The sequence below is a fragment of the Micromonospora sp. CNZ295 genome (assembly GCF_004217535.1).
Window position 1 is genome coordinate 6,145,106 of the sequence record NZ_SHKZ01000001.1, and the last position, 20,756, is coordinate 6,165,861.

Here is a 20,756-nt window from a genome sequence, read left to right on the forward strand (position 1 = left end):
CTGCCGGCTACCGGGGGCGACGACCGCGGCCGCTGAGGTCCAGCAGCCGCCGCACCTGGTACGACAGCACCCGTCCCTGCCTCAGCGACAGCGTCAGGTCGGGGCCGTCGGGGCCGACGACGGCCAGGGTGAGCACCGGTTCCAGCCCGGCCGTGAGCCCCTGCGACAACGCGACCTCGGCAATGACGGCCTCCGGCTGCCCGGCGCTCACGGGCAGCCGGAGGGACCGGTGCCGGCGGCGGTCGAGGCAGTCGCGCCGGTCGCACCAGTGCGGATGCGCGAGGTCCGCGAGACTCCCGGTCGGATAGCGGTACGCGTACCCGCACGGCCGGGGCGCGAGCGGGCCGACCGCGGCCGGTTCCGCCCGCCAGCCGTACGCGTGCAGGGCCGCGACACCCGCGGTCACGTGCCGCCGGCACACGTAGACGGACGCGTCGAGGCTGTCGGCCCCGTACACCTCGATCCGCACCTCGGCGGCCCGACCGCAGCTCGGCAGCGTGGGTATTTGCTCCGGTAGTACCGTCATCGCTCCCCCTCACCTTGCCGTCCCACCCGTAGCCTTACCCATGAGGCCAAGTTGCGCAAGCCTTGTTTGGCCTAATTGACTCCATATCAATTTGGCCAAGATCCAACATGGGACGATGGCCCCGTGGCGGACGACCTGGCAGCTGCGGTTCGGGCCTACGAAGAGGCACGGGCGGCCGTAGAGGGCGCCCAGGCCGAGGCGGACCGGCTCGTGTCCGAAGCGAGGGGTCATGTGGTCGAGGCACGTTCGCGTCTCGCCGACGCGATCGTCCAGGCCGCACGCGACGGCATGCGGCAGGTGGACATCGTCCGGGTCACCGGCTACACACGCGAGCGCGTCCGGCAGATCCTCCGCGCCGGTGGCATCGAGGCCGAGTAATTCGGGCGGTGGTCAGGGGGCGGTTCCGCGTACCGCCCAGGCGCGTGCGGTGAGGCGGACCGAGCCGTCCGGCCCGACCGGCAGGCGGTCGCGCAGCAGGTCCCGCAGCGCCTCGCGGTGTTCGCCGGTCAGGGTCGCGACGTACGTGGGCGCGGCCCCCTGCCCACCGAGGAACGGCCGCCAGTAGTCGTCGAAGTCGGCGAACACCGTGGGCACCTCGATGCCCCGCACGGACACGTCCCCGAATCCGGCCTCCGTCCACACCGCACCCAGCCGCTCCCGGCGGCACACCGGGAAGCGCGGTCCCTCGTCCCGTTCGGCCGCGGCCGGATCGATCGCGGCGGCGGCGTCCCAGAAGTGCCGCATCATCGCCATCCCGTCCGCGTAGTCCCAGACGTACGCGGCGGCGACACCACCCGGCCGGAGCACGCGGGCGAACTCGGCGACCGCGCGCTCCGGCTCGGGCACGAAGTTGAGGGCCAGCCCGCTGACCACGACGTCCGCGTCACCGTCGGGGACGGGCAGCGACCGGGCGTCCCCCACCTGGAAGGCGGCCCGCCCGTCGGCGACGGTCGCCCGGGCGTGTGACACGAAGCCCTCGGACCGGTCGACCCCGGTGACCTGCGCGGGATCCGCCACGGCCAGCACGGTCGAGGTCAGCGCACCGGTGCCGCAGCCCACGTCCAGCCACCGCCGACCGGGCGGCGCGTCCAGCCAGCGCAGGAACTCCTCGGCGACACGCCGGCTCCACCGGCCCACGTACGCCTCGTACGCCGCACCGTCCGCCCAGTTCGGCCCCGCCATCGCGTGGACGATACGCCGGCCGACGTCAGCCCGGGCTCCCCCGCACCGTCAGTCCAGGTGCTCGGCCGGGTCCGTCTGGAGCAACCAGGACAGCGGCATCCTGGCCTGCTCCTCGTAGTCACCGTCGTCCGACCGCCGGTACAGGGTGACGGTCTGCCCGCTGTCCCGGTTCACCACCCAGTAGCGGGGAATCCCGGCAGCGGCGTACTCCCGCACCTTGGTGACCGAGTCGATGGCCTCGGAGCCCGGCGACACGATCTCGACCACCAGCGCGACATCCGCCGCCACGGACCAGACGCTCCTGGGCGGCGGCTTACGCCAGACGGTGAGGTCAGGGATGCGCCCGCCGTCGCCCGCGGGACCCGGAACCCGGACGCCGGCGGCCTGCAGGACCTGGTCGGCGGGCCACCCCGCGATGATGAGCCAGGCCATCAGGCGGCTGGCGATCGTCGCGTGCTCCGAGTCCGGCGGCGGCATGACCGACAGCACCCCCTCGGGGCTCGTTTCGTACCGGTGACCGTTGGGATCTGCGCCGTTCATCGCGGCCAGATCCTCGAGCGTCACCACAGCGGGCATGTGCCTGCCGACGGCCTCTGCGCTCATGAGCTCATCCTAGGTCCGCCGCCCCTCACCTCGGTTGCTCAGCCACGCCGGCTCGGCGCGGGCGTCGGCGGGCGCGGAGCACGGTGTCGCGCAGCGTCAGCTCGCGCCCGTGGTGGCTGGTCGTCCGCGTGCGGGCCTCGGCGACCACGATCTCCCACCGGTCCGGGTCGAGGCACGCCGCGGCCCGCTCGGCGGTGACGCCGGCCTCCGCGGGGGCGTGCGCGGCGGAGTGGGCGTCGGCCGGGTCGTGGTTGGCCAGGAGCAGGGTGCCGCCCGGCGCGACCGCCGCCGCGAGCCGCCGGACCAGCGCCTCCGGCGAGCCCGCCGGGTGCACGTACTGCGCCGTCACCAGGTCGTACCGCTCCGGCGGCGGCGTCCAGTCGGTCAGGTCGGCGGCGATCCACTCGATCCGGTCGGCGACGCCGGTGGCCTCCGCGCGCTCCCGGCCGCGCTCCAGCGCGGTGGGCGCGATGTCCACCGCCGTGACCCGCCAGCCGCGCCCGGCGAGCCAGACCGCGTCGGCGCCCTCGCCGCAGCCGGCGTCCAGCGCCGCACCGGGCGCGAGATCCGCGACCTCCGCGACCAGCTGCGGGCTCGGCGGGCGGGTGCCGGCCGGGCCGTGGGCGCGGTAGCGCTGCTCCCAGTACGCCGCGTCGAACGCCGCCGGCACCGCTCCCCCGCTCACAGTCCGTGGCGGCGGTCGCCCGCCACCAGCTCGGCGACCCGGGCCTCCGCCGCGGCCGAGAACGAGCTCCGTCCGGCGGCGACCGCCTGCCGGGTCTCCTCGGCGATCAGGTCCGCGTTGATCATGGCGCCGGCGACCGCCCCGCCCGCCGCGGCGGCACCCACCTGGGCCGCCAGGTCGGTGACGTTGCCGGCCACCCACACGCCGGCCACGTCGGTACGCCCGCTCGGGTCGACGGTCGGGAGGTGCTCGCCCATCCCGCTCGGGTGCTCGACCGGCTTCAGCCCGAGCCCGGCCAGGAACTCGGCGCGCGCCACCATCCGCGACCCGACCGCCAGCGCGTCCCGCTCGATCACCGTGCCGTCGGCGAGCCGTACCCCGACCAGCCGGTCGTCGGCGACGTCCAGCGCCCCCACCGTGCCGGTGACCACCCGTACGCCGCGGGCCGCGAGCTGCTCCGCCTGCTCCTCGTCCGGACCGGCGGTGAGGTGCGTGAAGTACGTGACGTCCGCGCTCAACTGGCGGAACAGCAACGCCTGGTGCACTGACATCGGGCCGGTGGCGAGCACGCCGATGGCCCGGTCGCGGACCTCCCACCCGTGGCAGTACGGGCAGTGGAGGACGTCCCGACCCCAGCGTTCCCGGAGCCCCGGGATGGCCGGCAGGACGTCGACCAGCCCGGTGGTCACCAGCAGCCGGCGGGCCCGGACCGAGCGGCCGTCGGTCAGTGTCACGGCGAACCCGTCGCCGTCCCGGGCGGCGGTGGCGACCTCCGCGGTCACCACCTGGCCGCCGTAGCCGCGTACCTCGGCCCGGCCGCGTTCCAGCAGCTCGGCCGGCGGCATGCCCTCCCGGCCCAGCAGCCCGTGCACCCCCTCGGCCGGGGCGTTGCGCGGCGCGCCCGCGTCGATCACCACCACGGACCGGAGCGCCCGGGCGAGCATGAGCGCGCCGTTCAGGCCGGCGGCGCCGCCACCGACCACCACCACGTCGTAGGAGCCTCTCAGTTGATCGGTCACTCTGACCACCTCCCGCGACAACGGTGCGCGGCCGCCAGCCTACTGGCAAACTTTGTTGCTGTTCTGGCAAACTGACGGCGTGGACGGCGATCTGGACCAGGCCCTCGACGCGGTCGGCCCCCGGCTGCGCGCGCTACGCCGGCAGCGCGAGACGACCCTCACCGACCTGGCGGCGGAGACCGGCATCTCGGTGAGCACCCTCTCCCGGCTGGAGTCCGGCGCCCGCCGGCCGACGCTGGAGCTGCTGCTCCCCCTGGCCCGCGCCTACGGCGTCACGCTCGACGAGCTGGTCGGGGCGCCGCCCACCGGCGATCCGCGCGTCCACCTGCGGCCGGTCACCCGGCACGGCATGACCATGCTGCCGCTGTCCCGTCGAGCGGGCGGCATCCAGGCGTACAAGCTGGTCATCCCGGTCAGCAAGCGGGAGCCCACCCCGCAGACCCACGAGGGGTACGAGTGGCTCTACGTGCTGAACGGGCGGCTACGGCTCGTGCTCGGTGAGCACGACCTGGAGCTGACGCCGGGCGAGGCGGCGGAGTTCGACACGCGGGTGCCGCACTGGTTCGGCGCCGCCGGGGACGAGCCGGTCGAGATCCTCAGCCTCTTCGGCCGCCAGGGCGAACGGGCCCACCTGCGCGCCCGCCCGCGGGGGCAGCCGTCGGGATAGCGGACGCTCAGGTCGCCCGCAGGTCCCGGAGGTCGCGGGCCGTGGCCTCGTCGGCGGGGTAGCACGACTCGATCGACAGTTCGGAAATGGGCGTCCGGGCCGGCCCGTCGCGGGCCGGCCCGGCGCGCTCGATCAGGCGAGGTCGAACCGGTCCAGGTTCATCACCTTGACCCACGCCGCGACGAAGTCCCGCACGAACTTCTCCCGCGCGTCGTCGCTGGCGTAGACCTCCGCGACGGCACGCAGCTCCGAGTTCGAGCCGAAGACCAGGTCGACCCGGCTGCCGGTCCACTTGACCTCGCCGGTGGCGAGGTCGCGGCCCTCGAAGGTGTTCGCGTCCTCGGAGGTCGGCTTCCACGTCGTACCCATGTCAAGGAGGTTGACGAAGAAGTCGTTGGTCAGCGCCCCCGGGGTCGCGGTGAGGACGCCCAGCGGCGACTGCCGGTGGTTGGCGCCCAGCACGCGGAGACCGCCGACGAGGACCGTCATCTCCGGCGCGCTCAGGGTGAGCAGGTTCGCCTTGTCGAGCAGGAGGAACTCCGCCGGGAGGCGGTTGCCCTTGCCGAGGTAGTTGCGGAACCCGTCCGCGGTCGGCTCCATCGCGGCGAAGGACTCGACGTCGGTCTGCTCCTGCGTCGCGTCGGTACGCCCCGGCGTGAACGGGACCTCGACCTCGACGCCGGCGTTCCGCGCGGCCTGCTCGACGCCGGCGTTGCCGGCGAGCACGATCAGGTCGGCGAGCGAAATCTTCTTCCCACCGGTCTGGGACGCGTTGAACGCCTCCTGGATGCCCTCCAGCGTGTGCAGCACCCGCGCCAGCTCGTCCGGGTCGTTGATCTCCCAGGCGTTCTGCGGCTCGAGGCGGATCCGCGCACCGTTGGCGCCACCCCGCTTGTCGCTGCCCCGGAACGTCGACGCCGACGCCCACGCGGTGGAGACCAGCTGGGCCACCGACAGCCCGGAGGCGAGGACCTGGGCCTTGAGCGCGGCGACGTCGGCGGCGTCGACCAGCTCGTGGTCCACCGGCGGCAGCGGGTCCTGCCAGACCAGCGTCTCGGCCGGAACCTCCGGGCCGAGGTAGCGGGCCTTCGGGCCCATGTCGCGGTGGGTCAGCTTGAACCACGCCCGGGCGAACGCGTCCGCGAACTCCTCCGGGCGCTCGTGGAAGCGCCGCGAGATCTGCTCGTAGATCGGGTCGAACCGGAGCGCGAGGTCGCTGGTCAGCATCCGCGGCTCACGACGCTTCGTCGGGTCGTGCGCCTCCGGCACCATGTCGCTGCCCGCGCCGTTCTTGGGACGCCACTGGTGCGCGCCGGCCGGGGACTTCATCAGCTCCCAGTCGTACGCGAACAGGATGTGGAAGAACTCGTTGTCCCACCGGGTCGGGTGGTAGGTCCAGGTCACCTCGAGACCACTGGTGATCGTGTCCCCGCCCTTGCCCGTACCGAAGCTGCTCTTCCAGCCCAGCCCCTGCTCCTCGATCGGGGCGGCCTCGGGCTCCGGGCCGACGTGGTCGGCCGGACCGGCGCCGTGGGTCTTGCCGAAGGTGTGGCCGCCGGCGATCAGCGCGACGGTCTCCTCGTCGTTCATCCCCATCCGGCGGAACGTCTCGCGGATGTCCCGCGCTGAGGCGATCGGGTCCGGGTTGCCGTTCGGGCCCTCCGGGTTGACGTAGATGAGACCCATCTGGACCGCGGCGAGCGGGTTCTCCAGCTCCCGGTCGCCGCTGTAGCGGGCCTCGCCCAGCCACTCGGTCTCCGGGCCCCAGTAGACGTCCTCGTCGGGCTCCCACACGTCGGCGCGGCCACCGGCGAAGCCGAAGGTCTTGAAGCCCATCGACTCCAGCGCGACGTTGCCGGCCAGGATCATGAGGTCGGCCCAGGAGAGGCTGCGGCCGTACTTCTTCTTGACCGGCCACAGCAGGCGGCGGGCCTTGTCCAGGTTCCCGTTGTCCGGCCAGCTGTTCAGCGGCGCGAAGCGCTGCTGACCGGCGCCGGCGCCACCGCGGCCGTCGCTGATGCGGTAGGTGCCCGCGCTGTGCCAGGCCATCCGGATCATGAACGGCCCGTAGTGGCCGAAGTCGGCCGGCCACCACTCCTGCGAGGTGGTCAGCAGCTCGGCGATGTCCTGCTTCACGGCCGCGAGGTCGAGGTTCTTGAACGCCTCGGCGTAGTCGAACTCCGCGCCGTACGGGTCCTTCGCGGGCGCGTTCTTGGCCAGGATGTTGAGGTTGAGCTGGTTCGGCCACCAGCCACGATTACCGCCGCCCTGGGTGGGGTGGGGAGCGCGGCCGTGCGCGACCGGGCAGCGGGACTCGCTCCCCGCCTCGGCGTCGTGGACGATCGCGTCGTGGTTCTCGGGCATTTGTTTCCTTCCGTGACTTGGCGGATCGGGGATCAGGAACTGCCGGCGGCAGAGCAGTCGGGGCACCGGCCCCAGTAGGTGACCTCGGCCTCGTCCACCGAGAAGCCGTTGTGGTCGGAGGGGGTGAGGCAGGGCGACTCGCCGACGGCGCAGTCGACGTCGGCGATCCGACCGCAGGACCGGCAGACCACGTGGTGGTGGTTGTCGCCGACCCGCGCCTCGTACCGGGCCACGGAGCCGGACGGCTCGATGCGCCGCACCAGACCGGCGGCCGTCAGCGCCCGCAGCACGTCGTAGACGGCCTGGTGGGACACCTCGGGCAGGGCCCGGCGCACGGCGCGGATGATCGAATCCGTGTCGGCGTGCGGGTGCGCGTGCACCGCGTCCAGCACGGCCACCCGGGGCCGCGTCACACGCAACGCGGCCCCGCGCAGCAGCTGCTGGTAGTCCGGGATGCTGGCCACGCCGTAGAGTCTGGCGCGTTTTTTGGAATCAGTCAAGATTATGGGTCGGGCGTCACCGATCTCCCTTGCTCGCGGCGGTCCCGGTACCGCACACTCCCCCGGTGGAGCTGAAGCGGGACGAACTGCCGCACGAACGGGCGTTGCGGCACGTCGCAGCACTGTCCTCGGGCGCGCCGGTCGATCCGAGCCTGCGGGTGACATTGAACTTCCACCCGGACCGCTGGGCCGGCACCCAACTCGTCCTTGAGGCGCTGGCCGACGACGGCGTCTACCTGTCGCAGTTCATCACCGGCACCAGCAACGGCGGTCTGACCGCGTACCCGGGCGGTGACCGGTGGCGCTGGGAGAGCCGGATCTTCGGCGGCGCCTACGACGGTGTCGACCAGATCCACCGGCCCGTCTACGGCGCGCTGAACTTCCGCCGGAAGCCGGTCGGTGCGGCGGCACGGTTCGGCTCGGCGCACTTCCGCCTGAGCGCCGCCACGCTCGCCCGCACCACCTTCTGCTACCCCGACAGCCACCTGGAGCCGGCGCACTTCGCGGTGGCCGACCGGATGGCGCTGATCGAGCTGGCCCTGGCCGACCGCCAGGACGACCTGGACGACTACGTCGAGGCCCACGTCCACGGCACGGTACGCCTCGACCGCGACGTCGAGGCGCTGGTCCTCGACCCCTGCTACCGGGACACCGCCGTCGAGGAGGCCGCCGCCGCCCTGCCGTGCCCGGTCGAGTGGCACCCCGGGTTCCGGCTCCCCGTCACCGAGCTGCGGCGCCACCCCGACTACCGGGGGCAGGAGTACGTCGAACTCGGGGCCCGGCTGGCGGTCGACGGCCACCTGACGCCGCGGATCATCGGCGACGCCGCTCGGACCGGCCGGCACGACCCGCAGGACCTCAAGCGGGTCTGGCACTACCTGGCCCGCTTCGGCGCACCGGCCGGGACGACGACCTCCGCGCCGACACCCGCCACGGCGTCCTGACCCACGCCGCCGCTGCCGCGGGCATGGTCGCTGACCCTGGTTGTCCGAATGGCTGTGGCGATGCTGGCAGCTGGGCTCTATGGTTCACGATCGTGGATGCCTCACTCCTCACCGTCCTCTTTCCCGTGCTGAGCCTGGTGGTCTTCTACTGGGTGATCCGGCTGGCGGTCCGGCACGCCATTCAGGACGCCGACAAGCGCCGACGGGGCGGGACCTGACGGCGTCCCCGCGCCAAGGTCACGCTGGACGTGCGAGGTAGTGGCGTCGCGGGAGTTGGAGGCCACTACTTCGCACATCCAGCGCGATCTGTCCGGTGTCTGGAGCAGCTCCTCGACCGAGCGGCGGCGCGTACGGTTGCGGACTCGGTGCGGACCGGCGGGGGTCGGGATCCTGACGCGGTTCGTCCGGTTCGTCCGGGGTCAACCTGCCTGAGCTGGGCGTTTTTGCGGTGGGGCGGGCGGGACTCGAACCCGCGACCGAGGGATTATGAGTCCCCTGCTCTAACCGGCTGAGCTACCGCCCCAGCACCGCGCCGGATCGTAACCCGCCTGGTTTGTCAGCGGAAAGCACGAACCGGCTCCCCTCGGTACGTGCGTCATGGGGGCGCAGCAGCACGACGGGCTACGCGAGAATAACAGCGCGCAGCCGGTCCGCCCCGACGAGGAGTCCGTCAGGTCGGTGGGCGCAGGTACGCCAGGACGGCACCGGCCGTACGCCAGCCGCTCGCCAGCGCCCCCTGGATCGACGGGCTGTCCCGGTGGTCGCCGGCGACGAAGAGCCCGTCGCCGAGCGCAACCGGTTTCCGCAGCCGCCGCTGCGGCGGCGCGGCCGCGGGCAGCGCGGCCGGGTGCGAACTCGGCATCTCAGGGGCACACAGTGCAAGATCGAGGGGTGGGGACAGCGAAACGCCCGTCGGGGTGATCGACGGGCGTTGGGTGTGAGGAGGAGCTCCCCCGTTTGGACTCGAACCAAAAACCTGCCGGTTAACAGCCGGCTGCTCTGCCAATTGAGCTACGGGGGACCGTGCTGTCACGCGGCGTCCGGATCTCCGGCGCCGTGCGACGGGACAAGAGTACAGGACTGCCGGGGGTGTTGGTCCAGGGGGTTACCTGTGCCCCGGCTCGCTCGATAGCCAGGATGTTCCGGACAAATCGTCATCGGGGCACAAGGAGGCATGAGCGGAGAGCAGGATGGGTAGTTAGCTGCCGACGACAGGACGCAGGCGCGAATCGGTCTGTCCCGACGGGGTATGCCACGGGACGACGGCGCGTCAGGTACGGAAGGAGCCGCCATGCGCGGAAAGATCATGTTTCTTGGCGGGCTGGCTGCGGGATTCGTCCTGGGCGCCCGTGCCGGCCGGGAGAAGTACGAGGAGCTGGTGATTCGGGGTCGCAAGGTCCTGGACCACCCGACCGTCCAGGAGGCGGCGGGCGTCGCGCAGGCACAGGCGACCCGGCTCTACAGCGAGGGCAAGGACAAGCTCGGCCAGTCGAAGCTGGGCGAGAAGCTGGGCGGCAACGGCCACAAGCAGGAGTTGACCGCCGCCGACGACGCGTTCGCCGGCACGCCGGCCACCGTGGGCGCCAAGTCCGGCTCGCCGGGCTCGACCTCCACGGCGACGGGCTCGACCTCCGGGTCCACGTCAGCCAGCGGCACGTCCCGCTCCAAGCCGTCCGGCTCGGGCAGCAGCGGCAGCATGTAACGCCGTAGGACTTGACGGGCCGGTCGTCTTCGGACGACCGGCCCGCTGGCGTATGCGCCGGGCCGGGTCAGTCCTTGCTGGCGAAGGCGGCGTCGAACGCGGCCGCTGGGGCGTCGAACGCGAGGCGGCGGACGAACTGCAGCGCCTCCGGAGCCCCGACGAGGCGGTCCATGCCGGCGTCCTCCCACTCGATGGAGATCGGGCCGTCGTAGCCGATCGCGTTCAACGCGCGGAAGCAGTCCTCCCACGGCACGTCACCGTGCCCGGTGGAGACGAAGTCCCAGCCGCGACGCAGGTCCGCCCAGGGCAGGTGCGAGGCGAGCCGGCCACGGCGGCCGTCACCGGTACGCACCTTCGCGTCCTTGCAGTCGACGTGGTAGATCCGGTCGGCGAAGTCGAAGATGAAGTTCACCGGGTCCAGCTCCTGCCACACGAAGTGCGACGGGTCCCAGTTCAGCCCGAAGGCCGGCCGGTGGCCGATCGCCTCCAGGGTCCGCTTCGTCGTCCAGTAGTCGTACGCGATCTCGCTCGGGTGCACCTCGTGGGCGAAGCGCACCCCCACCTCGTCGAAGACGTCGAGGATCGGGTTCCACCGGTCGGCGAAGTCCTGGTAGCCGCGCTCGATCATCGCCGGCGGCACCGGCGGGAACATGGCGAGGGTGTGCCAGATCGACGAGCCGGTGAAGCCGACGACGGTCTTCACGCCCAGCTTCGCCGCCGCGCGGGCAGTGTCCTTGATCTCCTGGGCGGCCCGCTGGCGTACGCCCTCGGGCTCGCCGTCGCCCCAGATCCGGGCCGGCAGGATGCCCTGGTGCCGCTCGTCGATGGGGTGGTCGCAGACCGCCTGGCCGACGAGGTGGTTGGAGATCGCGAAGACCTGGAGGTTGTGCTTGGCGAGGGTTTCCCGCTTGCGGTCGACGTACGAATCGTCGGCGAGCGCCTTGTCGACCTCGAAGTGGTCACCCCAGCAGGCGATCTCCAGGCCGTCGTAGCCCCACTCGGAGGCGAGCCGGCAGACCTCGTCGAACGGCAGATCGGCCCACTGGCCGGTGAAGAGCGTGATGGGTCGCGCCATGGTCCTTCTCCCCTGTCGTGTGGGGGATTCCGTGCGTGCGTGACCGGGGCGAGGGATGACCGGGTGCGGACGGCCCCCGAGAGTACGCCGGTGGGCGCCTGTCGCGCCTGGGACCGACGGGGTTGCGCCTCCCGTCGGCTCACCGGCCACCTCGCGGTCGCCGCCCTCACTCTAGGCCGGATGCGCGCCGATCAAAAGGGCACGTCCCGCGCTACCCGCTTCCCGGCGGCGTGTCGCGCCGGCGGGGTCATGGCGCCCGCGAGCGATATGACTGACCGGCATCTTTATGCCCCACAGGAATATCGATCGGGTGCGACATGTGTTCCGCGACGCGACACGCCCGGGCCGCGAACGGGCGGGTCGGGTCAGGGCAGGGTCCACTTCTGGTTGGCGCCGGTGTGGCAGGTCCACAGGTGCACCGCGGTGCCGTCGGCGGAGTTGTTGCCGGAGACGTCCAGGCACTTGCCGGACTGGGGGTTGCGCAGCGTGCCGTCGGTCTGGGCGGACCAGTTCTGCGCACCGGTTCCGTTGCAGGTCCACAGCTGGATCTTCGTGCCGTCGGCCGAACCGCCGCCGGAGACGTCGAGACACTTGCCCAACGCCCGGACCGTCGAGTTCGGCGTCACGGTCCAGGTCTGGGCGGCGCTGCCGTTGCAGGTCCAGATCTGGATCTGCGTGCCGTCGGCGGTGGCCGCGTTGCGCACGTCCAGGCACTTGCCGCCCAGGCCGCGGACCGGACCGGTCCCGATGCCACCACCGCCCCGCACCAGGGTGAAGTCGTCCACGTCGTAGAGCCCCGAGCCCGAACCGGTGAAGGTCAGGTAGACGGTGTGCGTACCGGACGGGACGCCGGAGAGCGCGGTGGTGACGTCGGCGAAGGTCGTCCAGCTGCCGGTGTTCGGCACCGCGACCGAGCCGAGGAGCGGCCCGGTGGTCGAGCCGGTCCGCACCTGGAGCGTGCCGCCCGGCCCGCCGGAGACCACCCGGGCGCGCAGCGAGGTGACCCCGGTCAGGTCGACCCCCTGGTACGCGGCCCAGTCGCCCGGGTCGATGTAGCCCAGGGTCTGGCCGCCGTTCGCGCCGGCCTTGGTGAACGGCGTGACCCCGCCGGCGGAGCTGTACGCCTCGGCCTGGATCGTGGTGTTGCCGGCGGGCGGCGGGGTGGAGCCCAGTTCCTTGATCCGCACGTTGCGGAACGAGGCGTCGTCGCCCGTGCCGTGGTTCTGCAGCCCGATGTGCCCGGCGAGCGACCGGGCCGGGTCGGTGTTGGTGAAGTCGTTGATCTTCACGCCGTTCAGGAAGACCTGGAGGCGCTCCCCCTCCACCAGCAGCTCGTACGTGTTCCACTCCCCCGGCGGGTTGAGCGCCGCGTCCCGGGCGGCGATGTCGGCGGACTTGAATGTGTAGACCGCGCCGGTGGTGCGGTCGGCCGCGTCGGTCGCGTCGATCTGGATCTCGTAGCCGTTGTTCACCGCCGACCACGGGTCGCTCGACGGCGGGAAGCCGATGAAGACGCCCGAGTTGTCGTCCCCGGCGAGCCGCCAGTCCAGCTTCAGCGAGTAGTTGGTGAACTGCTTCGCGCTGTACCAGTACAGGCCCATCCCGCCGACCGAGGTGAGGGTGGCGTCGGCGTTGCTGAAGCTGCCCGGGCCGGCCTGGGACCAGCCGGCCGTCGAGCCGTTGTAGAGGGTGGTGTAGCCGGTCTCGGGGCGGCAGTCCGCCCTGGTGCGGCCGGCCGCGTACCGGATGCCCCCGAGCAGGTGGGCACGGAAGCCCGGCTCGGCGTACGACGACTGGGTGTGCCCGCCGCCGGTGTAGAAGGCCCGGCCGCCGCTGTGCGTCTTGCACCAGGAGTGCGGGTGGTCGCCGCCCATCGAGCCGCCCGAGTACGACGACTCGTCGAGGGTGGCCAGCACGCGCGCCGTGGAGCGGGCGTTGGTCTGGTAGTTGTACCACTCGTCGGTGCGGGTCCAGGTCTGCGGCAGGTGGGCCGTCGCCGCGTGGGCCCGGTTCTCCACCTTGACGTTGGCCTGCTGGATCGCCGGGTGCGAGGCGAAGTACGCCCCGACCAGGTCGCCGTAGAACGACCAGCCGTACTCGGTGTCGGCCGCCGCGTGGACGCCGACGAAGCCGCCGCCGGAGCCGATGTACGACTCGAACGCGCTCTGCTGGCCGGCGTTGAGCACGTCGCCCGTGGTGTTCAGGAAGACCACCGCCTCGTACTGGGCGAGGTTGCCGGTGGTGAAGGCGGCGGCGTCCTCGGTGGCGGTGACGGTGAAGTTGTTCGCCGTGCCCAGCTCGCGGATGGCCTGGGTGCCGGCGGCGATGGAGTCGTGCCGGAAGCCGGCCGTCCTGGAGAAGACCAGCACGTCGTACGCGGCGTCGGCGGCGCTCACCGGCGCGGCCGGCGTGGTGCAGGCGAGGACGGCGAGGACGGCGGTGGTCACGCCGAGGAAGGGTCGGAGGATTCTCATGGCAGCGTCCACTTCTGGTTGGCGCCGGTGTGGCAGGTCCACAGGTGCACCGCCGTGCCGTCGGCGGAGCTGTTGCCCGAGGCGTCCAGGCACTTACCCGACTGCGGATTACGCAACGTCCCGTCGGCCTGCGCCGACCAGTTCTGCGCACCCGTGCCGTTGCACGTCCACAACTGGATCTTCGTACCGTCCGCCGAGCCACCACCGGACACGTCCAGACACTTGCCCAACGCCCGCACGGTCGAGTTCGGCGTCACCGACCACGTCTGCGCGCCCGTGCCGTTGCAGGTGTAGATCTGGATCTGCGTACCGTCGGCGGTGGCCGCGTTGCGCACGTCCAGGCACTTGCCGCCCAGCCCGGTGATCGGCCCGGTGCCGCCGCTGCCGCCGCCGGTGGTGAAGGCGAACGAGTCGACGTCGTAGAGCGCGCCCGTGCCGGCGCCGGCGAAGGTCAGGTAGAGCGTGGTGGTGCCGGCGGGCGGGTTGCTGACGGTGCCGGTGACGGTGGTGAAGGCGTCCCAGGCGCCGGTGACCGGGACGGTGGCGGAGCCGAGCACGGTGCCGGTCGCCGAGCCGGCGCGGACCTGGAGGGTGCCGCCGGAGCCGGCCGAGGAGACCCGGGCGCTGAACGAGGTCACGTTGCCGATCCGGTACGGCTCGAACGCGATCCAGTCGCCGTTGTTGATGTTGCCGACGGTCCTGCCGCCCTCGGCGGTGGCCTTGTCGAAGGTGGCGACCCCGGCGGAGGTCCTGAAGTGCTCGGCCTGCCGCTTACGCGGCTGGAGGGTGTGCTGCGTGTGCGTGGTCAGGCCACCGGCGTCGGTGTACTCGGCGTCGAAGATCGCGAAGATGTTCGCCGCGTCGTCGTGTTCACCGTCGACCGGGATGGTGATCGAGCCGGAGCACCCGGTCTTCGAGGTGATCTGGTGGCCGTGGTTGTCGTGGCCCAGGACGTACGTCATCTTGACCCGGGCGCAGTCGACCGTGCCGTCCTCCGGGTCGCTCACCGTGATGCTGAACGGCACGGTGTCGCCGTAGCTGAACAACTGCCCGTTGCCGGGGCTGGTGATGGTCACGGCCGGCGCGGTGTTGCCGACGCGGATCTGCACGCTCGCCGTGCCGGTCGCGCCCTGCGGGTCGCGGACGGTCAGCGTGGCGGTGTAGGTGCCGTTGGCGGTGTACGTCCGGGTCGGGTTGGCCGCCGTCGAGGTGCCGCCGTCGCCGAACGCCCAGGAGTAGGTGAGCGCCCCGCCCTCCGGGTCCGCCGACCCGGCCGAGGAGAAGTTCACGGTCAACGGGGCGACTCCGGACGTCCTGTCGGCCGCCGCCACCGCCGTCGGCGCCCGGTTGCCGCCGGCGATGTAGTCGTACCGGTAGAGGGCCGAGTTGGCGTCACCGTTGAAGTAGCCGGTGCCGTAGTCCAGGACGTACAGCGCGCCGTCGGGCCCGAACGCCATGTCCATGACCTGCTTGCCGTTCCACGGGAACGTGTCGATGGCGCCGACCGAGCCGTCCCCGTTCACGTGGACCGGCTTGATCCAGCCCCGGCCGAACTCGCCGGCGAAGAACTGCCCGTCGAAGCTCTGCGGCCACTTCGTGGCGGAGGTCGAGGCGGCGTCGTACCGGTAGACCGGGCCACCCATCGGCGATTCGGAGCCGCCGCCGAACTCGGGTGGGCTGCCGGCGTCGCCCGCGTACCGGATCCAGGCCGGTTTGGCGCCCGGGAGGGTGGGGAGGCCGGTGTTGCGGAACGAGTTGTTGGTCGGGCCGCCGGTGCAGTTGTACTTGGCTCCGGCGGTGCCGGCCGCGAAGTCCCATTCGGCGTACGTCTCGGCGGCGGTGTTGGTGCCGGTGCAGTACGGCCAGCCGTAGAAGCCGGGGCCGGTGACCCGGTTGAACTCGACCTGTCCGCTCGGGCCGCGGGCGGTGGTGGTGCCGGCGTCCGGCCCGTAGTCGCCGACGTGGACGACGCCGGTGGCCTTGTCGACGCTCATCCGGAACGGGTTGCGGAAGCCCATCGCGTAGATCTCGGGCCGGGTGCGGGGGTCGGAGTCGACGAACATGTTGCCGGCCGGGATCGAGTACGTGCCGTCCGCGTTGACCTTGATCCGCAGGATCTTGCCGCGCAGGTCGTTGGTGTTGGCCGCGCTGCGTTGCGCGTCGTAGGCGGGGTTGCGGTTGGTGCGCTCGTCGATCGGGGCGTACCCGCCGGAGTCGAACGGGTTGGTGTCGTCCCCGGTCGACAGGTACAGGTTGCCCGCGGCGTCGAAGTCGATGTCGCCGCCGACGTGGCAGCACATGCCCCGGTCGGCGGGTACGTCGAGGACGTCCACCCGGCTGGCCTGGTTGATGGTGAAGTCGGCGTTCAGGGTGAACCGGGAGAGCCGGTTGACGCCCTGCCAGGCGGCGAAGTCGGAGCCGGTGGCCGGCGCGTCGCCGCCGGGCGTGGCCAGCGGCGGCGCGTAGTACAGGTAGATGTGCCGGTTGCCGGCGAAGTTCGGATCGGCCCCGACGCCCTGCAACCCCTCCTCGTCGTGGGTGTAGACGGCGATGGTGCCGATCACCGCCGTGTTGCCCGCCGCGTCGGTGCGGCGGACGGTGCCGTTGCGGGCGGTGTGCAGGACCGAGCGGTCCGGCAGCACCGCGATGGACATCGGCTCGCCGACCTCGGCGACCCCCTTGGCGAGGGTGACCTGTTGGAAGTCGGTGCCGACGATGGGGTGGGCCCGGGCCGGGGTGGGGCCGCCGAGCGCGGCCGGGCCGGCGCCGAGGGCGACGGTGCCGGCGGCGGCGACCAGGAGCAGTGCCGCGCCGGCGGCGGACCAGGAGCGTTCGGGGCTGTCCTTCTTGGACATCGCTGTGCTGTCCCTTCCTGACGAGTGACTGCCAGGGCGGGGCGCGCGCCGTCGCGCCGGATGCCGTAGCGGGGGATCGTTCAGTCGATGGTTCCCGCGCCGCCGGTGCACCTCGACGAAACAAACGGATACTGGCCCCGACATTAAACGGTGAACTTCGATGTGTCCATACCTTCTGACGATTCGGCATGGACTTTCGTCGATTCAATCGAAAGTCGTCCGGTCCGGAGCGGTCAGTGGTGGCGGTCGATCGCCTGGGCGGCCAGGGCGGCCAGCGCCGAGCGGCTCTCCGGGATCACCGGAGCCTCGGCGAGGGCGGCCAGCGCCGCGTCGGCGCGAACCCGGATCATCTGCTCGATCTTCTCCCGCGCGCCGGTGCTCTCGATGATCCTCCGCAGCTCGGCGGCGCCGTCCGCGTCCAGCTCCGGGTTGCCGAACAGCTCCCGCAACCGGGCGGTCTGCGCCCGGTCGGCGGCCTGCCGGGCCAGCGCCATCATCACCGTGGGCTTGCCCTCCCGCAGGTCGTCCAGGACGGACTTGCCGGTGACCGCCGGGTCCCCGAAGACGCCGAGCACATCGTCCCGGAGCTGGAACGCGTCGCCGAGCGGATCGCCGAACTCGGCCAGCGCGGCGATCAACTCCGGCGGCGCCCCGGCCAGCGTGGCACCGATCTGCAACGGCCGGGTGACCGTGTAGCGGGCGGCCTTCATCCGGATCACGGTGAGCGCGCTGGCGACCGAGCCGTCGCCCACCCCGGAGACCAGGTCCAGGTACTCCCCCGCGATCACCTCGGTGCGCATCAGCGCGAAGACGGCGTACCCCCGGTGCACGACATCGGCGCCCAGCCCGCACTCGTGGAACATCTGGTCGGACCAGGCGGCGCAGAGGTCGCCGCAGAGCAGGGCCGTGTTGCGCCCGTACGCCTCGGGGTCGCCCCGCCAGGACGATCGGGCGTGCAGGTCGGCGAAGACGCGGTGCAGCGACGGCTCACCCCGGCGGCGGTCGCTGCCGTCCAGGATGTCGTCGTGGATCAGCGCGAACGCGTGGAACAGCTCCAGCGCGGCGGCGGCGACCACGATCGGGGTCCCGTCCGGCGCACCCGCGCTCCGCCACCCCCAGTAGCAGAAGAGCGGGCGGAGCCGCTTGCCCCCGGCCAGGACGAAGCGGTGCAGCGCCGTGAAGACACCGCGCGGTGCCCCGTCCGGCCATTCCGGGTACCGCCGGTCGAGGAACGCGGCCAGCTCGGCGTCGAACCGGGCGCGCAGCGCGGCGGCATCGTTCGGCGTCACCGTGACGGTCACCCCGGGGTCCATACCGGACGGTACCCCAACCGGGGTGGCCGGTCCGCTCCACCGGGCAGCCGGACCGGGTCCGCCCCCATCACCCGGACACCCGTACCCATGGCGCTCCTTCCCGGACGGGCCCCGTCCGCCGCCCCGCTCCGGGGGCTCGCCGGCCGGTGCCGAAGTCGGCGGCGACGACACCGGACCGGCACCCGGCGCGGATGCGGACGGACGGGGCTGGCAGGCAGGGCCGGTCGGCGTCTCGTCCCTGCCTCCCCCGCATCCGCCCGGTCGGGGTGGGGCGTGGTGGGAACCGCCCGGCCGGAAGCCGGGTCGGGTGGCGGTCCGGACGGGCCGCCGGAGCGGCGGTCCTCCGGTGCGACCGGGGAATCCCGGTCCGGCCGCACCGGACGACCGCGTTGCTCGCACCCGCCGGCCGGGTGGCCCGCGGGCGCGCCCTCCGGTCCCGACCCGTTCCCGGCCGCGGGGCGCAACCGCGGCCGGCCCTCGCCGGTCGGTCCCGGAGGTGACTCAGGCGGCGACCGTCGCCAGCGCCGGCTCCACCGCGGTCCACGAGGACCCCAGCTCGGCCGACCGGCCCACCGCGTCCAGCACCAGTTGGACCTGCAACGCGTCGGCGAACGAGGGCGCCGGGTCGACGCCGGTGGCCACCGCCTCGATGAAGTCGCGCATCTGGTGGGTGAAGGAGTGCTCGTACCCGATGATGTGGCCGGGCGGCCACCAGGCCGACATGTACGGGTGCTCGCCCTCGGTCACCAGGATCCGGCTGAAGCCCTGCTCGGCGGCGGGTCGCGTCGCGTCGTAGAACTCCAGCTCGTTCAGGCGTTCCAGGTCGAAGACCACCGAGCCGAGCGACCCGTTGATCTCCACCCGGAGGGCGTTCTTGCGGCCGGTGGCGAACCGGCTCGCCTCGTACGTCGCCAGCGCGCCGCCGTCCAGGCGGGCGACGAACACCGCGGCGTCGTCGACGGTCACCGGACCGGTGGCCGGGCCGTCACCGTCCACCGTGGCCGCCAGGCCGCTGGAGTCGGCCGGCAGCGGCCGCTCCTTGACGAACGTCTCGGTGACCGCACTGACACCGGTGATGAGCTGGCCCGTGACGTACTGGGTCAGGTCGATGATGTGCGCGCCGATGTCGCCCAGCGCGCCGGAGCCCGCCCTGTCCTTCTGGAGGCGCCAGACCAGCGGGAACTGCGGATCCACGATCCAGTCCTGCAGGTAGGTCGCCCGGACGTGCCGGACCACCCCGAGCCGCCCCTCGGCGACCAGCTGCCGCATCATCGTCACCGCGGGCACCCGGCGGTAGTTGAACCCGCACATCGACCGCACCCCGGCGGCCTGTGCGGTGGCCGCCGCGGCGGCCATCGCACGAGCCTCGGACACCGTGTTGGCCAGCGGCTTCTCGCACAGCACGTGCTTGCCGGCGGCCAGTGCGGCGAGCGCGATCTCGGCGTGGCTGTCCCCCGGCGTGCAGACGTCGACCACGTCGATGTCGTCCCGGGCGACCAGCTCACGCCAGTCGGTGGTGTACGCGTCCCAGCCGAGCCGGTCCGCGGCCTCGGACACCTTCCCGGCGTCCCGACCGCAGATCAGCGCCATCCGGGCGCGCGCGGGCAGGTCGTACACGCGGTTCACGGTGCGCCACGCCTGCGAGTGCGCGGCGCCCATGAACGCGTAGCCGACCATGCCGACCCGCAGTTGCGTTTCTTTCGTGGACAAGGTGGGTCTCCCCCCGTGTGTCAGAACCCGAGCTTGACGTAGTCGCCCGCGTTCTCCTTGGTGATCGTCTCGGAGGCGAGGATGATCTCCTTGGGCACCTGGAGCTCGACCAGGTCGGACATACCCCGGCCCTGGGCGATCAGGCGGGCCAGCGAGATGGCCGAGGAGGCCATCGACGGGCTGTAGGTGACCGTCGCCTTCAGCACGGTGCTGTCGGCCCGGATGTCCTCGATGGCCTTCTTCGACCCGGCGCCGCCGACCATGAAGAACTCGCTCCGGTTGGCCTGCTGGATCGCGGCGAGCACACCGATGCCCTGGTCGTCGTCGTGGTTCCACAGGGCGTCGATCTTCGGGAGCGCCTGGAGCAGCTGCGCCGCCTCCCGCTGCCCGGTGTCGGCGGTGAACTCCGCCGCCCGGCGGTTGGTGACCTTGAGCCCGTTCTGGGCCAGCGTGTCGGCGAAGCCTTTGGAACGCTCCTGGGTCAGCTCCAGCGAGTCGATCCCGGCGATCTCGGCGATCACCGGGTTGCTGGCGCCCTTCGCCTTGAGCTGCTCGACGATGTACGTGGCGGCGGCGACGCCCATGCCGTAGTTGTCACCCTTGATCTGCAGCCGGTAGGCCTTCGCGTCCGGGAAGGCCCGGTCCAGGTTGACCACCGGGATGCCGGCCTTCATCGCCTCCAGCCCGAACGCGTTGAGCTCCTTGCCGTCGTGCGGCAGCAGCACGATCACGTCGGGTCGCTGCGAGATCAGGGTGGACAGCGCCGCCCGCTGGGCCGCCGCGTCCGCGCCGGCCTCGACCGTCTTGAACTCCACGTCGGAGTACGTCCCGGCCTGCGCCTTGGCGTTGTTGGTGATGGCGGCGATCCAGCCGTGGTCGGCGGCCGGCGCGGAGAAACCGATCGTCACCCGCTTACCGGGCTCGGCGTTACCGCCGGGCGCGGCGGCCTTGGTCTGCGCCTCGGTGGGCTGCTGCTCGTTGCTGGTGCAGCCGGCGAGCAGGACGCCGGCGCCGACTGCGGCCCCGCCGAAGAGCAGCCGGCGGCGCGACAGGTCGCGGCTGTGCTGGGTCATGACGACCTCCTGGTTTTCACGGTGTGGGGGATGTGCGGGTGTGCGAGGTCCGGCCACCGTCGAC

The 20,756-nt window shown here is 72.2% G+C and carries 18 protein-coding genes, 2 tRNA genes and 1 pseudogene; 5 read left to right on the forward strand and 16 right to left on the reverse strand.

Annotation, left to right across the window (positions count from 1 at the left end; translation table 11 throughout):
• Positions 1 to 7 precede the first annotated feature (7 nt).
• A complete protein-coding gene (locus EV376_RS28560) occupies positions 8 to 526 on the reverse strand; it encodes a hypothetical protein (RefSeq protein ID WP_130328209.1) in 519 nt (172 codons plus the stop codon).
• A 123-nt stretch (positions 527 to 649) separates the two neighbouring features.
• Here EV376_RS28560 and EV376_RS28565 point away from each other — a divergent pair, with 123 nt between their 5' ends.
• Complete coding sequence (locus EV376_RS28565; RefSeq protein WP_130328210.1) at positions 650 to 904, forward strand: hypothetical protein; 255 nt, start codon at positions 650 to 652, stop codon at positions 902 to 904.
• Positions 905 to 916: 12 nt separating this feature from the next.
• Here the strand turns inward: EV376_RS28565 and EV376_RS28570 are convergent, their stop codons facing one another.
• From EV376_RS28570 to EV376_RS28585, 4 genes are read right to left on the reverse strand one after another with little or no spacing between them, the layout of a single operon-like run.
• Entirely contained in the window at positions 917 to 1,708 is a 792-nt protein-coding gene (locus EV376_RS28570; RefSeq protein ID WP_130328211.1) for a class I SAM-dependent methyltransferase, read from the reverse strand.
• A 48-nt stretch (positions 1,709 to 1,756) separates the two neighbouring features.
• On the reverse strand, positions 1,757 to 2,311 hold the full coding sequence (locus EV376_RS28575) for a Uma2 family endonuclease (protein WP_130328212.1): 555 nt from the start codon (positions 2,309 to 2,311) through the stop codon (positions 1,757 to 1,759).
• 25 nt (positions 2,312 to 2,336) lie between these two features.
• Positions 2,337 to 2,981, reverse strand: a complete 645-nt coding sequence (locus tag EV376_RS28580; RefSeq protein WP_130328213.1) for a class I SAM-dependent methyltransferase — start codon at positions 2,979 to 2,981, stop codon at positions 2,337 to 2,339.
• 11 nt (positions 2,982 to 2,992) lie between these two features.
• A complete protein-coding gene (locus tag EV376_RS28585) occupies positions 2,993 to 4,015 on the reverse strand; it encodes an NAD(P)/FAD-dependent oxidoreductase (RefSeq protein WP_130328214.1) in 1,023 nt (340 codons plus the stop codon).
• A 79-nt stretch (positions 4,016 to 4,094) separates the two neighbouring features.
• On the opposite strand from EV376_RS28585, the gene EV376_RS28590 reads away from it, so the two are divergent.
• Entirely contained in the window at positions 4,095 to 4,682 is a 588-nt protein-coding gene (locus EV376_RS28590) for a helix-turn-helix domain-containing protein (protein WP_130328215.1), read from the forward strand.
• Between the two features lie 132 nt (positions 4,683 to 4,814).
• Here the strand turns inward: EV376_RS28590 and katG are convergent, their stop codons facing one another.
• Both katG and EV376_RS28600 read right to left on the reverse strand, forming a co-directional pair.
• Positions 4,815 to 7,046 carry a catalase/peroxidase HPI gene (gene katG, locus EV376_RS28595; RefSeq protein ID WP_130328216.1) on the reverse strand — a complete coding sequence of 744 codons (2,232 nt, stop codon included), beginning with the start codon at positions 7,044 to 7,046 and terminating at the stop codon, positions 4,815 to 4,817.
• Positions 7,047 to 7,078: 32 nt separating this feature from the next.
• Positions 7,079 to 7,501, reverse strand: a complete 423-nt coding sequence (locus EV376_RS28600) for a Fur family transcriptional regulator (RefSeq protein WP_486482946.1) — start codon at positions 7,499 to 7,501, stop codon at positions 7,079 to 7,081.
• A 110-nt stretch (positions 7,502 to 7,611) separates the two neighbouring features.
• Between EV376_RS28600 and EV376_RS28605 the strand changes: the two genes are divergently transcribed.
• Both EV376_RS28605 and EV376_RS31155 read left to right on the forward strand, forming a co-directional pair.
• On the forward strand, positions 7,612 to 8,490 hold the full coding sequence (locus tag EV376_RS28605) for a DUF3626 domain-containing protein (RefSeq protein WP_486482834.1): 879 nt from the start codon (positions 7,612 to 7,614) through the stop codon (positions 8,488 to 8,490).
• Between the two features lie 92 nt (positions 8,491 to 8,582).
• Entirely contained in the window at positions 8,583 to 8,708 is a 126-nt protein-coding gene (locus tag EV376_RS31155) for a hypothetical protein (RefSeq protein WP_486482835.1), read from the forward strand.
• Positions 8,709 to 8,939: 231 nt separating this feature from the next.
• Here the strand turns inward: EV376_RS31155 and EV376_RS28610 are convergent.
• The 3 genes and pseudogenes from EV376_RS28610 to EV376_RS28620 form a co-directional block, all read right to left on the reverse strand.
• A tRNA-Ile gene (locus EV376_RS28610) sits at positions 8,940 to 9,013 on the reverse strand.
• A gap of 147 nt (positions 9,014 to 9,160) precedes the next feature.
• Positions 9,161 to 9,331 (reverse strand): annotated as a pseudogene (locus tag EV376_RS28615) (FAD-dependent oxidoreductase); the annotation flags it as partial.
• A 107-nt stretch (positions 9,332 to 9,438) separates the two neighbouring features.
• Positions 9,439 to 9,511, reverse strand: a tRNA-Asn gene (locus EV376_RS28620).
• A 270-nt stretch (positions 9,512 to 9,781) separates the two neighbouring features.
• Between EV376_RS28620 and EV376_RS28625 the strand changes: the two genes are divergently transcribed.
• Positions 9,782 to 10,192 carry a hypothetical protein gene (locus EV376_RS28625; RefSeq protein WP_130328218.1) on the forward strand — a complete coding sequence of 137 codons (411 nt, stop codon included), beginning with the start codon at positions 9,782 to 9,784 and terminating at the stop codon, positions 10,190 to 10,192.
• 67 nt (positions 10,193 to 10,259) lie between these two features.
• On the opposite strand, the gene EV376_RS28630 is transcribed toward EV376_RS28625, so the two are convergent.
• The 6 genes from EV376_RS28630 to EV376_RS28655 all read right to left on the reverse strand — a co-directional run bounded on the left by EV376_RS28630 (position 10,260) and on the right by EV376_RS28655 (position 20,692).
• A complete protein-coding gene (locus EV376_RS28630; RefSeq protein ID WP_130328219.1) occupies positions 10,260 to 11,267 on the reverse strand; it encodes a sugar phosphate isomerase/epimerase family protein in 1,008 nt (335 codons plus the stop codon).
• A 365-nt stretch (positions 11,268 to 11,632) separates the two neighbouring features.
• Entirely contained in the window at positions 11,633 to 13,741 is a 2,109-nt protein-coding gene (locus EV376_RS28635) for a ThuA domain-containing protein (protein WP_130328220.1), read from the reverse strand.
• Positions 13,738 to 16,596, reverse strand: coding sequence for a PQQ-dependent sugar dehydrogenase (locus EV376_RS28640; RefSeq protein WP_130328221.1), 2,859 nt, complete (start codon positions 16,594 to 16,596; stop codon positions 13,738 to 13,740). Before EV376_RS28640 ends, EV376_RS28635 begins: the two co-directional genes overlap by 4 nt.
• A 233-nt stretch (positions 16,597 to 16,829) precedes the next feature.
• Positions 16,830 to 17,897, reverse strand: a complete 1,068-nt coding sequence (locus EV376_RS28645) for a polyprenyl synthetase family protein (RefSeq protein ID WP_130328222.1) — start codon at positions 17,895 to 17,897, stop codon at positions 16,830 to 16,832.
• Between the two features lie 513 nt (positions 17,898 to 18,410).
• Positions 18,411 to 19,586 carry a Gfo/Idh/MocA family protein gene (locus EV376_RS28650; protein WP_486482947.1) on the reverse strand — a complete coding sequence of 392 codons (1,176 nt, stop codon included), beginning with the start codon at positions 19,584 to 19,586 and terminating at the stop codon, positions 18,411 to 18,413.
• Positions 19,587 to 19,639: 53 nt separating this feature from the next.
• Entirely contained in the window at positions 19,640 to 20,692 is a 1,053-nt protein-coding gene (locus tag EV376_RS28655; protein WP_130328224.1) for a substrate-binding domain-containing protein, read from the reverse strand.
• Between the last annotated feature and the right edge of the window lie 64 nt (positions 20,693 to 20,756).

What these genes read in the sequence shown, in the direction of transcription:
- EV376_RS28625 (WP_130328218.1), top strand. Translation starts at nt 9,782, where the DNA reads ATGCGCGGAAAGATCATGTTTCTTGGCGGGCTGGCTGCGGGATTCGTC.
- EV376_RS28650 (WP_486482947.1), bottom strand. Translation starts at nt 19,586, where the DNA reads ATGGTCGGCTACGCGTTCATGGGCGCCGCGCACTCGCAGGCGTGGCGC.
- EV376_RS28575 (WP_130328212.1), bottom strand. Translation starts at nt 2,311, where the DNA reads ATGAGCGCAGAGGCCGTCGGCAGGCACATGCCCGCTGTGGTGACGCTC.
- EV376_RS28635 (WP_130328220.1), bottom strand. Translation starts at nt 13,741, where the DNA reads ATGAGAATCCTCCGACCCTTCCTCGGCGTGACCACCGCCGTCCTCGCC.
- EV376_RS28655 (WP_130328224.1), bottom strand. Translation starts at nt 20,692, where the DNA reads ATGACCCAGCACAGCCGCGACCTGTCGCGCCGCCGGCTGCTCTTCGGC.
- EV376_RS28630 (WP_130328219.1), bottom strand. Translation starts at nt 11,267, where the DNA reads ATGGCGCGACCCATCACGCTCTTCACCGGCCAGTGGGCCGATCTGCCG.
- katG (WP_130328216.1), bottom strand. Translation starts at nt 7,046, where the DNA reads ATGCCCGAGAACCACGACGCGATCGTCCACGACGCCGAGGCGGGGAGC.
- EV376_RS28570 (WP_130328211.1), bottom strand. Translation starts at nt 1,708, where the DNA reads ATGGCGGGGCCGAACTGGGCGGACGGTGCGGCGTACGAGGCGTACGTG.
- EV376_RS28640 (WP_130328221.1), bottom strand. Translation starts at nt 16,596, where the DNA reads ATGTCCAAGAAGGACAGCCCCGAACGCTCCTGGTCCGCCGCCGGCGCG.
- EV376_RS28560 (WP_130328209.1), bottom strand. Translation starts at nt 526, where the DNA reads ATGACGGTACTACCGGAGCAAATACCCACGCTGCCGAGCTGCGGTCGG.